The organism is Streptomyces niger (genome assembly GCF_000718305.1).
In the GTDB taxonomy this organism is placed as follows: Bacteria; Actinomycetota; Actinomycetes; order Streptomycetales; family Streptomycetaceae; genus Streptomyces; species Streptomyces niger.
On record NZ_JOFQ01000038.1, the window covers coordinates 22546 to 36083 of the forward strand.

A 13538-nucleotide genomic window follows, 5' to 3' on the forward strand; every position below is an offset into this window, starting at 1 on the left:
ATCTCTTTCGAGTGACTTGTCAGTGAGCCTCCCCCCGAATGACGGCGAGCACTCCTTCCAAATCGTCCGGCTTCACCAGTACATCGCGCGCCTTGGAACCCTCGCTGGGTCCCACGATGTCCCTCGACTCCATCAGGTCCATCAGTCGCCCGGCCTTCGCGAACCCCACCCGCAGCTTGCGCTGCAGCATCGACGTGGATCCGAACTGGGTGGAGACGACCAGCTCAGCGGCCTGGCACAGCAGGTCCAGGTCGTCGCCGATGTCCTCGTCGATCTCCTTCTTCCTGCTCTGCCCGACCGTGACGTCGTCCCGGAAGACCGGAGCCATCTGCTCCTTGCAGTGCCGGACCACCGCGGCGACCTCCGCCTCCTGCACGAAGGCGCCCTGCATACGGGTCGGCTTGCTCGCCCCCATCGGCAGGAACAGGCTGTCACCCTTTCCGATGAGCTTCTCCGCGCCCGGCTGGTCCAGGATGACCCGGCTGTCCGCCAGCGAGGAGGTCGCGAAGGCGAGCCGCGACGGCACGTTCGCCTTGATCAGACCCGTCACCACGTCGACCGACGGGCGCTGCGTCGCCAGCACCAGATGGATGCCGGCCGCACGCGCCAGCTGGGTGATGCGGACGATGGAGTCTTCCACGTCCCGCGGCGCCACCATCATCAGGTCCGCCAGCTCATCCACGATCACCAGCAGGTACGGATACGGCGACAGCTCGCGCTCGCTGCCCTCGGGGGCCGTCGCCTTGCCGCTGCGCACCGCTTCGTTGAAGTCGTCGATGTGCCGGTACCCGTACGCCGCGAGGTCGTCGTAGCGCAGGTCCATCTCGCGCACCACCCACTGCAGCGCCTCGGCGGCCCGCTTGGGGTTGGTGATGATCGGCGTGATCAGGTGCGGAATGCCCTCGTACGCGGTCAGCTCGACCCGCTTGGGGTCGATCAGCACCATCCGTACGTCCTCCGGCGTGGCCCTGACCATCACCGAGGTGATCAGACAGTTGATGCAGGAGGACTTGCCGGAGCCGGTGGCACCCGCCACGAGGACGTGCGGCATCTTCGCGAGATTCGCCGAGACGTAGCCGCCCTCGACATCCTTGCCGAGCCCGACCACCATCGGGTGGTCGTCGCCCACCGCGTCCGCCGACCGCAGCACGTCCCCGAGGTTGACCATCTCGCGGTCGCTGTTGGGGATCTCGATGCCGACCGCCGACTTGCCCGGGATCGGGTTGATGATCCGCACGTCCGGGCTGGCCACCGCGTACGCGATGTTCTTCGCCAGCGCGGTGATCTTCTCGACCTTCACGCCCGGACCGAGCTCGATCTCGTACCGGGTGACCGTCGGTCCGCGGGTGAAGCCGGTGACCGCGGCGTCCACCTTGAACTCCTGGAACACCTTGGTCAGCGACTCGACCACCGCGTCGTTGGCGGCGCTGCGCGTCTTGCCCGGCCCGCCGCGCTCCATCAGCTCCAGCGAGGGCAGCGCGTACGTGATGTCGCCGGCGAGCTGGAGCTGCTCGGCGCGGGCCGGCAGGTCGCCGGTGGGTTCCGGGGCCTTCTTGGTGAAGTCCGGAACGCTGGCGGAGGGCGGGGCGGACGGCGCGGGCTCGGCGCCGCGCGCGGGCGGCACGGAGGTGTGCAGTCCCTTCGTCGCGCCGTCGGTGCCCTCGTGCTCGCCCCGGTCGCCCTTGATCCCGCTGCTGAGGTCCGCCACCACCGGCGAGGGCTGGATGCCGTGCAGCACCGCGCCGTCCAGATTGGCGGCGTACCCCGCGGCCACGTCCACCGCGTCCTGGGTGCGCGCGTGCTCCGGCTCGGCCGGCTCAGCGGCGCTCCGGCGCGGCTTGCGGCGCTTGGCGAGGGCGGCCTCCTCCGCGGCCTCGGGGGACCCTTCCAGGGCCTCGGAGCGGCTCCTGCGGCTCTTCCGGGCCGGCTCGGGCAGCGGCTCGTCGGCGAAGGCGTCGGCGTCCGGCTCGTACGTCTCCAGCAGACCCAGCCGGACGCCGAGCGCCTTGAAGCGCCGCGGGATGGCCGTGACCGGGGTGGCGGTGACCACCAGCAGGCCGAAGATCGTCACGAGCACCAGGAGGGCGACCGACAGGGTCTGCCCCACCATGAAGAGCAGCGGCTTGGACGCGGCCCAGCCGAGGTAGCCACCGGCGTCGCGCACGCCGGCGACGTCCTTCTGGTCGGGGGAACCGCACGCGATGGCGACCTGGCCGAGCACGCCGACGACCAGAGCCGACAGTCCGATGACGATCCGCCCGTTGGCCTCCGGCTGCTCCGGGCGGAAGAAGACGCGGGCGGCGATGCCGCCCACCAGTATCGGGACGAGCAGGTCGAGCCGGCCGAACGCGCCGGTGACCAGCATCTCCACGATGTCGCCGACCGGGCCGTTCAGGTTGGCCCAGGTGCCCGCCGCGATGATCAGGCCGAGGCCCAGCAGGGCGAGCGCCAGACCGTCCTTGCGGTGCGCGGGATCGAGGCTCTTCGCGCTGCGCCCCATGCTGCGGAAGAACCAGCCGACGCCGTGCGCCAGGCCCAGCCAGAGGGCGCGCACCGCGCGGTAGACGCCCCCGGTCGGGGACGGTGCGGGCTTCTTCGCCACCGCCTTCTTCGCCGGGGCCCGCTTCGCGGCCGCGGCCTTCTTCGGCGGTGCCTTCTTGGCCGCCGCCTTCTTGGCGGCGGGCGGCTTCGCTGCGGTCTTCTTCGCGGCGCCCCCGGGGCGCCCGGCGCGCTGCTTGGAGGGGCCCGCCGTGCTCTGGGAACCCTTGCCGGACGTACGTGAGGCCATGGTGACGAGGTTACAGGCGACACCCCGGAGTGACACGGGCGCTCGGCCCTTCACCCGTTCGTGTCGTAACCAACGCGCCATATGGGCGGTTGGCCCACTTCGGACCCAACACCCGGGACTGCGCCGGGAGCTGCTGCCGGGTCAGCTTCCGTACGGCGTCGCGCCGATGCCGTACGGGCCGCCCGACGGCGTCAGTTCTGCGTCGGTACGGACGGCGTGTCGCTGTTGCCCGCGCCCGGTTCCAGGGCGTCCAGCGCGCGACGCAGTCCGGTCAGCTTCCGCTCCAGATGCGCGGCCGTCGCCACGGCGGCGGCGTCCGCCGACTCGTCCAACTGCTTGGACAGCGCCTCGGCCTGCTCCTCGACCGCCGCCAGCCGCGCGGAGAGCTCCGCGAGCAGCCCCGCGGCCTCCTTGGCGTCCTCGCCGCCGGCCGGCTGGCCGCCTTCGAGCTGGAGCCGCAGCAGCGACGCCTGCTCGCGCAGCTTGACGTTCTTCATGTACAGCTCGACGAAGACCGAGACCTTGGCGCGCAGCACCCACGGGTCGAACGGCTTGGAGATGTAGTCGACCGCACCGGCCGCGTAGCCGCGGAAGGTGTGGTGCGGGCCGTGGTTGATCGCCGTGAGGAAGATGATCGGGATGTCCCGGGTCCGCTCGCGCCGCTTGATGTGCGCCGCCGTCTCGAAACCGTCCATTCCCGGCATCTGCACGTCGAGCAGAATCACCGCGAAATCGTCGGTGAGCAGCGCCTTGAGCGCCTCCTCCCCGGACGATGCCCGCACCAGCGTCTGATCGAGCGCAGAGAGGATCGCCTCCAGCGCCAGCAGATTCTCCGGCCGGTCATCGACCAGGAGGATCTTGGCCTTCTGCACCATGGCCCGTCCTCCTCGCCCCGGCACTCCACCGGACGCCGCCCCAGGGGACGGCTCCGTCATGCCGCCCGTACTTGTGCCGGTCATGGTAGCCGCACCCCGCCTGTCACCACACCCTGTCACCGCTATGTCACCGTGCACGTAGCAGAAACGCAGCAGGAGACCAGAAGGTTCCCCGAATACCGTGCTCCCACACGTCCGCGACCACACTCAGTCAGCATAGGGCCCAAGATCCGGTCTCTCTGTGCACGTCCCGTCACTCCCCGCGCATCCATTGCCGCATGACCCCGAGCAGATGGTCGGTGTCCACGGGCTTCGTCACATAGTCCGAAGCCCCGGACTCGATGCTCTTCTCGCGGTCGCCCTTCATGGCCTTGGCGGTCAGGGCGATGATCGGCAGGCCGGCGAACTGCGGCATCCGGCGGATCGCCGCGGTCGTGGCGTAGCCGTCCATCTCCGGCATCATGATGTCCATCAGCACCACTGTCACATCATCGTGCTGTTCCAGCACCTCGATTCCCTCACGGCCGTTCTCGGCGTACAGGACCGACAGGCCGTGCTGCTCCAGGACGCTGGTGAGCGCGAAGACGTTGCGGATGTCGTCGTCGACGATCAGCACCTTCTCGCCGTGGAAACCGTCCCCCTCGCCGGACGGCGCGACCAGGTCCTGGCCGTTGCCCAGCCACGGCTCGTCGGCCGACTGCTGCGGCTGCGCGGTCGCCGGCTGGCCGGGCAGGGCCGCGCGCTGCGGCGCCGCCGAAAGCCCGCGCCGACGGCGCCTGTTGAGCCCCGAGGCCGCGGCGTCCGGGGTGGTCGGCTGCTCCTCGGGGGCGGCGCTGTTCGCCGCCTCCTGCTCGGCGATCTCCGCGTCGTGCGCCTCGGCGTCCATCGCGAAACCGCCCGCGACCAGCTGCGGATAACCCTGCGGCGGCAGCCCGCCCGAGTTGTACGGGAGGTACAGCGTGAAGGTCGAGCCGCGGCCCGGCTCACTGGCGGCGTGGATCTCGCCGCCCAGCAGTCGCGCGATCTCGCGGCTGATGGAGAGGCCGAGACCCGTACCGCCGTACTTGCGGCTCGTCGTGCCGTCCGCCTGCTTGAACGCCTCGAAGATCACCCGCATCTTGCTGGACGCGATGCCGATGCCGGTGTCGGTCACCGAGAACGCGATCATGTCGGCGTCCGCGTCGCGCAGCGCGCCGTGCTCCAGAAGCTGCTCGCGGATGGCCACGGGGACGTCCGCACCGGCCGGCCGGATGACCAGCTCCACCGCTCCGGAGTCGGTGAACTTCACCGCATTGGAAAGCAGGTTGCGCAGCACCTGAAGGAGGCGCTGCTCGTCGGTGTGCAGCGTCGCGGGCAGCTCCGGGGAGACCCGTACCGAGAAGTCCAGGCCCTTCTCCGCGGTCAGCGGCCGGAAGGTCGCCTCGACGTAGTCCACCAGCTGCACCAGCGCGATCCGGGTCGGGCTGACGTCCATCTTGCCCGCCTCGACCTTCGACAGGTCCAGGATGTCGTTGATCAGCTGCAGCAGGTCCGAGCCCGCGCCATGGATCGTTTCGGCGAACTCCACCTGCTTCGGGGAGAGGTTGCCCTCGGCGTTGTCCGCGAGCAACTTGGCAAGGATGAGCAGGGAGTTGAGCGGCGTGCGCAGCTCGTGCGACATGTTCGCGAGGAACTCGCTCTTGTAGCGCATCGAGACCGCGAGCTGCTCGGCGCGCTCCTCCAGAACCTGCCGGGCCTCTTCGATCTCGGTGTTCTTCACCTCGATGTCGCGGTTCTGCTTGCGCAGTTGCTCGGCCTTCTCCTCCAGCTCGGAGTTGGACAGCTCCAGCGCCCGCTGGCGGCTCTCCAGCTCCGCCGAGCGCTCCTTGAGCTGCTCGGTCAGCTCCTGGGACTGGCTCAGCAGGATCTCGGTCTTGGTGTTCACCGAGATGGTGTTGACACTGGTCGCGATCATCTCGGCGATCTGGCTGAGGAAGTCCTTCTGGATCTGGGTGAACGGCTGGAACGAGGCCAGCTCGATGACGCCCAGCACCTTGTCCTCGAAGAGCACCGGCAGCACGATCACGTTCGCCGGCGGCGCCTCGCCCAGACCGGAGGAGATCTTCAGGTATCCGGAGGGCACGTTCTCCACCAGGATGGTGCGCTTCTCCTCCGCCGCGGTGCCGATGAGCGTCTCACCCGGAGCGAAGGTGGTGGGCATCTCACCCATCGAGTAGCCGTACGAGCCCGTCAGGCGCAGCTCGTAGTCGCCCGCCTCGCCGCCGTCCGCGCCGATCTCCTGGTTGTCGTCGGCCGACGTCGCGAGGAAGAACGCGCCGTGCTGCGCGGAGACCGCGGGCGACAGCTCGCTCATGATCAGCTTGGCCACGTCCTTGAGGTCGCGGCGGCCCTGCATCAGACCGGAGATCCGGGCGAGGTTGCCCTTCAGCCAGTCCTGCTCCTCGTTGGCGAGGGTGGTCTCGCGGAGCGTGGCGATCATCGTGTTGACGTTGTCCTGGAGCTCCAGGATCTCGCCGGCCGCGTCCACGTCGATGCGGACGTTGTGGTCGCCGAGGGTCACCGCCGCGGCGACGGCGGCGATCGCGCGCACCTGGCGGGTGAGGTTCCCCGCCATTTCGTTCACCGATTCGGTCAGGTCCTTCCAGGTGCCGGCCACGCCGCGCACCTGCGCCTGACCGCCCAGCTGGCCTTCCGTACCCACCTCACGGGCCACCCGGGTGACCTGCTCGGCGAAGGACGACAGCTGGTCGACCATCGTGTTGATCGTCGTCTTCAGCTCCAGGATCTCGCCCCGGGCGTCGATGTCGATCTTCTTGGTCAGATCACCCTTCGCGATGGCCGTGGTGACCATCGCGATGTTCCGTACCTGTCCGGTCAGGTTGGACGCCATGGAGTTCACCGACTCCGTGAGGTCCTTCCACGTACCGGCGACGCCCGGCACCCGCGCCTGGCCGCCCAGGATGCCGTCGGTGCCCACCTCGCGGGCCACCCGGGTCACCTCGTCGGCGAACGACGACAGGGTCGTCACCATGGTGTTCACCGTGTCTGCCAGCGTCGCGACCTCGCCGCGCGCCTCGACCGTGACCTTCTTGGTCAGGTCGCCGTTGGCCACTGCCGCGGAGACCTGGGAGATGTTCCGCACCTGGATGGTCAGGTTGTTGGCCATCAGGTTCACGTTGTCGCTGAGGTCCTTCCAGATGCCGGTCACGCCCGGCACCCGGGCCTGGCCGCCCAGCTGGCCCTCCGTACCCACCTCACGGGCGACCCGCGTCACCTGCTCGGCGAAGAGCGACAGCTGGTCCACCATCGTGTTGACGGTCGTGACCAGTTCGAGGATCTCGCCCTTGGCGTCGACGGTGATCTTCTTGGAGAGGTCGCCGCGGGCCACCGCGGTCGTCACCTCGCCGATGTTCCGCACCTGGGAGGTGAGGTTGTTCGCCATGAAGTTGACGGACTGGGTGAGGTCCTTCCAGGTGCCGCTGACGCCCTGGACCTCGGCCTGACCGCCCAGGATGCCCTCGGTGCCCACCTCGCGGGCCACCCGCGTCACCTGGTCGGCGAAGGAGGACAGCTGGTCCACCATCGTGTTCAGGGTGTTCTTCAGCTCCAGGATCTCGCCGCGGGCGTCCACGTCGATCTTCTGGGACAGGTCACCGCGGGCGACCGCGGTCGCGACCTGGGCGATGTTGCGGACCTGCGCGGTGAGGTTGCCGGCCATGCCGTTCACCGAATCGGTCAGGTCGCGCCACACGCCGGCCACGCCCGGCACCTGCGCCTGACCGCCCAGCCGGCCGTCCGTACCCACCTCGCGGGCCACCCGGGTGACCTGCTCGGCGAACGCCGAGAGCTGGTCGACCATCGTGTTGATGGTGTTCTTCAGCTCCAGGATCTCGCCGCGCGCGTCGACGTCGATCTTCTGCGAGAGGTCACCACGGGCCACCGCCGTCGTCACCTGGGCGATCTGCCGCACCTGGGACGTGAGGTTCCCGGCCATGAAGTTGACGGAGTCGGTCAGTTCCTTCCACGTACCGCTCACACCCGGAACCTGGGCCTGGCCGCCGAGCCAGCCCTCCGTACCCACGTCCCTGGCCATCCGCGTGACCTGGTCCGCGAACGAGGACAGCTGGTCCACCATCGTGTTCACGGTGTTCTTCAGCTGGAGCATCTCGCCGGAGACGTCCACGGTGACCTTCTGCGACAGGTCACCGTTGGCCACCGCGGTCGTGACCTGCGCGATGTTCCGGACCTGGCCGGTGAGGTTGCGGAAGGCCGTGTTCACCGAGTCGGTGAGGTCCTTCCACGTACCGGCCGCGCCCGGCACCTGCGCCTGGCCGCCCAGCTCACCCTCGACACCGATCTCCCGGGCCACCCTCGTGACCTCGGCGCCGAAGGAGGACAGCTGGTCCACCATCGTGTTCACGGTGTTCTTCAGTTCGAGCATCTCGCCGGAGACGTCGACGGTGATCTTCTGCGACAGGTCACCGTTGGCCACCGCCGTCGTGACCTGCGCGATGTCCCGCACCTGACCGGTCAGGTTGCGGAAGGCGTTGTTCACCGAGTCGGTGAGGTCCTTCCACGTGCCCGCAGCGCCCGGCACCTGCGCCTGACCGCCCAGCTGGCCCTCGGCGCCGACCTCGTTCGCCACCCTCGTCACCTCGTCGGCGAACGTGCGCAGCGTCTCGGTCATCGTGTTGATCGTGTCGGCCAGCTGCGCGACCTCGCCGCGCGCCGACACCGTGACCTTCTGGGACAGGTCACCGTTCGCGACCGCCGTCGTCACCTGCGCGATGCCGCGCACCTGGGCCGTCAGGTTGCCGGCCATCAGGTTGACCGAATCGGTCAGGTCCTTCCAGACGCCCGCGACGCCCGGCACCCCGGCCTGGCCGCCCAGCTCGCCTTCCGTACCCACCTCACGGGCGACCCGGGTCACCTCGGAGGCGAAGGAGGAGAGCTGGTCCACCATCGTGTTGACGGTGTTCTTCAGCTCCAGCATCTCGCCCGCGACGTGGACGGTGACCTTTCTCGACAGATCACCCTTCGCCACCGCGGTCGTGACGAGAGCAATGTCACGCACCTGCGCGGTGAGCCGCGAGGCCATCGTGTTGACGGAATCCGTCAGGTCCTTCCACGAACCGGACATTCCGCGTACCCGGGCCTGACCGCCGAGCTTGCCCTCTGTACCGACCTCACTGGCGACCCTGGTCACCTCGTCGGTGAACGCCGACAGCTGGTCCACCAGCCCGTTGACCGTACGGCCGACCTTCAGGAACTCGCCCCGCAGCGGGTGCGCCGTGGTGCCGTCGCTGCTGCGCGTCCGCAGGTCCATGCGCTGTTCGAGGTCGCCCTCGGAGACCGCGGAGAGGACCCGGCCCACCTCGGAGACCGGCCGGACGAGGTCGTCCACGAGCGCGTTCGAGGCGTCGATCGCGGCCGCCCAGGAGCCCTCGCAGGCCCCCACCTCCAGCCGCTCTGTGAGCTTTCCCTCACGACCGACGACTCGCCGTACCCGGGCGAGCTCGCCCGTAAGGTGCAAATTGCGGTCGGCGACCTCGTTGAAAACGGCCGCCACCTCCGCCATGACACCTTCGCCGGAGACGGTCAGCCGCTTGCGGAAGTTCCCGTCCCGCATCGACACGAGCGCGGACAGCAGGCGGTTCAGCGCCGCCGTGTCCACCTCGGTCGTCCCGTTGTTACGGGAGCGTCCGCCTTTCGCGCGCGTGCTTGCACCCCGCGCCGCTCCGCCAGACTCCACCGTGTCCCTCCCGCAGGGTCGACCGTTCTACCCGGGCCTTCTCTTGAAGCCTTCCCAGTGTTTCACCATGGCCCAACCAGGCCATAACAGTTCGGCAGCATCGCATACCTGTCTGTGGCGAGCCCGGGGCGGGAAACACACGTGACCGGCATCCATGCGGGCGTCGAAGGTAAGTACCCTGGGCTCCGGCTGTCCACCCGCACGGCCGGTGCGGTGGTGCGAGCACGACAGGCATTCGGAGGGGCGCCGCGATGATGGGGGAGCAGATCACCGACACACGCATGAGGAGACCAGTGATCACCGCGCGGGCCGCTGCCACCTTCGAGCCGGTTGGCCGTTCCGTCGCCACGGCCCGGGCTTTCGTGCGCGACACCCTCCAGGGCTGGGGCCACGGCGACATCATCGACGACGCCGTCGTCCTCACCAGCGAGCTGGTCACCAACGCCGTCGTGCACGCCGGCACCGCAGCCGACGTGCTCTGCCTCCGTACCGACACCGGCGTCCGCATCGAGGTCGCCGACCGCTATCCCGAGCGTGAGGTGCCCGTACAGAGCTCCGGCCAGGCGCTCGCCCATCCCGACCGCGAGGGCGGCCGCGGGCTGCTGCTGTGCGGCGCGCTGGCCAGCCGCTGGGGCGTGGAGTACACCGCCTCCCAGAAGCACGTCTGGTTCCAGCTGGACCTGCCGGAGCGGCCCGCCGGCACCCGGACCGCCGGTCCCGCGCTCCCCGCGGACGCCCTGCCCGTCGCCGAGCGCCGGGTCCGGGTCGCCGTCATCCAGATCGACCGCGGCGGCTGCATCAGCTCCTGGAACGAGGACGCCCAGGATCTTTTCGCCTATGCGCCCGAACAGGTGATCGGCAAGCCCCTCACCGACTTCGCCGCCTGGCCGCACACCCCCGGCACCGGCACCGGCATCGTCGAGGCCCTCCAGCTCTCCCGGTGGGAGGGCTCGTACGGCATAAGGGGTGCCGACGGCCGCGTCGTCCCCGTGTACGCCTCCCACCTCCGCGTACGGGACGCCGACGGCGAGCCCTCCACCGTGTGCCTCCTCGTACGCGACCACGAACGCGCCGTGCTCCAGAGCCCGCCACGCACCCCCTCGGACTCCTCCGGACAGCAGTCGGAGGGCCACGGCCCCGCCGACCCGTTCGAGGTCTTCATCGGCTCCCCCGCCCCCGACGACCTCGACGGCCTGCTGCAACGCACGGTCGAGCGCGCCCGCGACATGCTCGACGGCGACGCCGCGTACCTGCTGCTGGCCACCGACGACGAGACCGAGCTGGAGGTACGCGCCTCCACCGGCCTGCCCTCCGCACGACAGCGCTTCGCACGCGTCCCCGTGGAGGCCGGCAGCGGCCGCTACGGGTCCGCACGCATGCCCGCCGTCCACGAGGACCTCACCGCCGTACAGGGCGCCGTCCCGCTGCTCTCCGGTACGGGCATGCGCTCCGTCGTCACGGTCCCCCTCAAGGTCGAGGGGCGGCTCACCGGCTCCCTGGGCGTCGCCGCCGAGGCCCCGGGCCGCTACACCAATGAAGAGGCGCTCCGCCTCCAGTTCGCCGCCGACCGCATCGCGCTCGCCGTCGAACGCGCCCGCCTCACCGAGCTGGAACGGCTCCGCCGCGGCTCCCTCTCCTTCCTCGTCGAGGCCTCCGACCTGCTGGCCGGCACCCTGGACCGCAATCAGACGCTGGCCCTCATGGCCCAGATGACGGTCCCCACGCTCGCCACCTGGTGCGCCGTGTACACCGTCGCCGACCAGGCCTCCGAGCCCGAGCTGTCCTTCGTGCTGCACGAGGACGAGGACCGCATCGACGGCCTCAAGACGCTCCTGCAGAAGGTTCCGCCGCCCGAGCCGGTGCCCACCCCCGGAGCCCGCGTCTGGAGCGCCCCTGGAGACGCGGCGCACGACGCCGCGCTGCGCACCTCTCTGCGCAGCCTCGGGCTGGGCGCCTCCGCACGCCCCTCCAGCGGCCCCGGCGCCACGCTCGCCACCGCCTCCGCGGTCGGCGGCGAGACCGTCGTCCTGCCGCTCGTGGCCCGCAACCGCGTCATCGGCATGCTCACCCTCGGCAAGCCCACCGAGGAGCACTTCCGCCAGGAGATCCTCGAACTCGCCGAGGACCTCTCCCGCCGGGCCGCGCTCGCCCTGGACAACGCGCGCCTGTACTCGGAGCGCACGGCCATCAGCCAGTCCCTCCAGCGCAGCCTGCTGCCCCCGGAACTGCCCGACGTGCCCGGCGTCGAGGTCGAGGTCATCTACCGCGCGGCCGGCGAGGGCAACGAGGTCGGCGGCGACTTCTACGATCTCTTCCCGATCCGCGACGGCGCGTACGGCTTCGCCATCGGCGACGTCTGCGGTACGGGCCCGGAGGCCGCGGCCGTCACGGGCCTGGCCCGGCACGCGCTGCGCCTGCTCGCCCGCGAGGGCTTCGGCGGCCCGGCCGTCCTGGAACGCCTGAACGCCGCGATCCTCGACGAGGGCGCCCGCAGCCGCTTCCTCACCCTCCTCTACGGCGAACTGTGGCCCCAGCGCGACGGCAGCGCCGTACTGAAGGTCGTCTGCGCTGGCCACCCGCTCCCCCTGCGGCTGCGCCAGGACGGCACGGTCGAGCCCGCTGCCGAGCCGCAGCCCCTCCTGGGCGTCATGGAGGATCTGGAGCTGTACGCCCAGACCGTGACGCTCGACCCGGGCGACGTCCTGCTCTGCGTCACCGACGGCGTCACGGAGCGCCGCGAGGGCACCCGCATGCTCGGCGACGACGGCCTGGCGGACGTCCTGACGACCTGTACGGGACTGACGGCCGGCGCGGTCGCCGCGCGCATCCTGCGTGCCGTGGAGCGCTTCGCCGCCGAACCGGCCTCGGACGACATGGCCATCCTCGCCATGCGGGTACCGGAGGCCGTCCACGAGGGGCAGCTGCCGTAACCCCTTCGGGCCTCGGGGCGCGTCCCCGGGGCCCGATCCACTGAACCCGGATACGAAAAAGGCCCCCGCCTACTGGCGGGGGCCTTTTCTACAGAGCCCCAATACGGAATCGAACCGTAGACCTTCTCCTTACCATGGAGACGCTCTGCCGACTGAGCTATTGGGGCGCGTCGACGTGTTCAACTATACCCGATCACAGGCGATGGTTCGAATCGCCGTCGGACGCCCCGCAGACCCCTCCGCATAAATCGGAATTACCCGGCGCCATTGCCCCGAATAACCCGTGCCGGCATTACCGGCGCGCTCAGAACGCCGGCTGCAGCAGCCCACCCAGCGCATTGCAGGCACTCACCATCCGCTGCAATTCACGGCGGGTCAGCGACTCGGCCACGGGCAGCGCCAGCGTCTCGTCGCACGCCCGCTCCGTGTGCGGCAGCAGCAGGTCCCGGCGGTACTCCGGCATCCGGTACACGGGCACCGGTACGGGCACGCGGCAGGCGACGCCCTTGCCCCGCAGCGTCCGTGCGAAGGCGTCCCGGTCCGGCCGCCCGTTGCCGGGGACCCGCACCACGTACTGCTCGTACGTGTGCTCAGCGCGCTCCGTGGGCGTCGCCACGCCGCGGAGTCGCCCGGCGAGGTACGTCGCGTACGCGCGGCGCCGCTCGGCGCCGGCCGGGGCCACGCCCGGCTCCGCCGTCGCGTGCACGAGCAGGCCGTGCCGCTCGCCCAGCTCGTGCAGCCTGTCCAGGTCGGCCCGGTGCCCGAAGCGGTGGACGGCGATGACGGCGGCGGTCCTGGAGGTCACCACGTCGGCCACTGCGGCCGGGTCGAGGCAGTAGGTGTCCGGGTCGATGTCGGCGAAGACCGGTACGGCTCCGGCACGCACGACGGCCTCGGTGACCTCGGCGCTGCCGAACGCCGGCACCACGACCTCGTCGCCGATGCCGATACCGGCCGACTCAAGCGTTCCACTTGTCCCCATGCCTCCGGATGCTGGCGGCCGAACGTGAACACGAAGTGACACGCGGCACTGCAGCAACCGAACAAAAAAGCTCCGGTCCCTGAACCAAAAGGCTCAGGGACCGGAGCTGAAGAATTGTTCGGCGGCGTCCTACTCTCCCACAGGGTCCCCCCTGCAGTACCATCGGCGCTGAAAGGCTTAGCTTCCGGGTTCGAAATGTAACCGGGCGTTT

The 13538-nt window shown here is 70.0% G+C and carries 5 protein-coding genes, 1 tRNA gene and 1 rRNA gene; 1 reads left to right on the forward strand and 6 read right to left on the reverse strand.

Annotation, left to right across the window (positions count from 1 at the left end; translation table 11 throughout):
- Positions 1–19: 19 nt before the first annotated feature.
- The 3 genes from IF20_RS35800 to IF20_RS35810 form a co-directional block, all read right to left on the reverse strand.
- Positions 20–2788 (reverse strand): DNA translocase FtsK, encoded by a 2769-nt coding sequence (locus IF20_RS35800; protein WP_052869634.1) that lies wholly within the window; start codon positions 2786–2788, stop codon positions 20–22.
- Positions 2789–2979: 191 nt separating this feature from the next.
- Positions 2980–3663, reverse strand: coding sequence for a response regulator (locus IF20_RS35805; protein WP_052869628.1), 684 nt, complete (start codon positions 3661–3663; stop codon positions 2980–2982).
- 253 nt (positions 3664–3916) lie between these two features.
- On the reverse strand, positions 3917–9415 hold the full coding sequence (locus IF20_RS35810) for a HAMP domain-containing protein (protein ID WP_110944872.1): 5499 nt from the start codon (positions 9413–9415) through the stop codon (positions 3917–3919).
- A gap of 281 nt (positions 9416–9696) precedes the next feature.
- Between IF20_RS35810 and IF20_RS35815 the strand changes: the two genes are divergently transcribed.
- A complete protein-coding gene (locus IF20_RS35815; RefSeq protein ID WP_234426985.1) occupies positions 9697–12345 on the forward strand; it encodes a SpoIIE family protein phosphatase in 2649 nt (882 codons plus the stop codon).
- A 94-nt stretch (positions 12346–12439) separates the two neighbouring features.
- Here the strand turns inward: IF20_RS35815 and IF20_RS35820 are convergent.
- From IF20_RS35820 to rrf, 3 genes are all read right to left on the reverse strand, one after another.
- Positions 12440–12512, reverse strand: a tRNA-Thr gene (locus IF20_RS35820).
- A 137-nt stretch (positions 12513–12649) separates the two neighbouring features.
- Entirely contained in the window at positions 12650–13327 is a 678-nt protein-coding gene (locus IF20_RS35825) for a DegT/DnrJ/EryC1/StrS family aminotransferase (protein ID WP_052869630.1), read from the reverse strand.
- Positions 13328–13443: 116 nt separating this feature from the next.
- Positions 13444–13538 (reverse strand): 5S ribosomal RNA (gene rrf, locus IF20_RS35830); the annotation flags it as partial.

Excerpts from the sequence above, each read along its gene's own strand:
- IF20_RS35800 (WP_052869634.1), bottom strand. The coding sequence starts at position 2,788 with ATGGCCTCACGTACGTCCGGCAAGGGTTCCCAGAGCACGGCGGGCCCC.
- IF20_RS35815 (WP_234426985.1), top strand. The coding sequence starts at position 9,697 with ATGAGGAGACCAGTGATCACCGCGCGGGCCGCTGCCACCTTCGAGCCG.
- IF20_RS35805 (WP_052869628.1), bottom strand. The coding sequence starts at position 3,663 with ATGGTGCAGAAGGCCAAGATCCTCCTGGTCGATGACCGGCCGGAGAAT.
- IF20_RS35825 (WP_052869630.1), bottom strand. The coding sequence starts at position 13,327 with ATGGGGACAAGTGGAACGCTTGAGTCGGCCGGTATCGGCATCGGCGAC.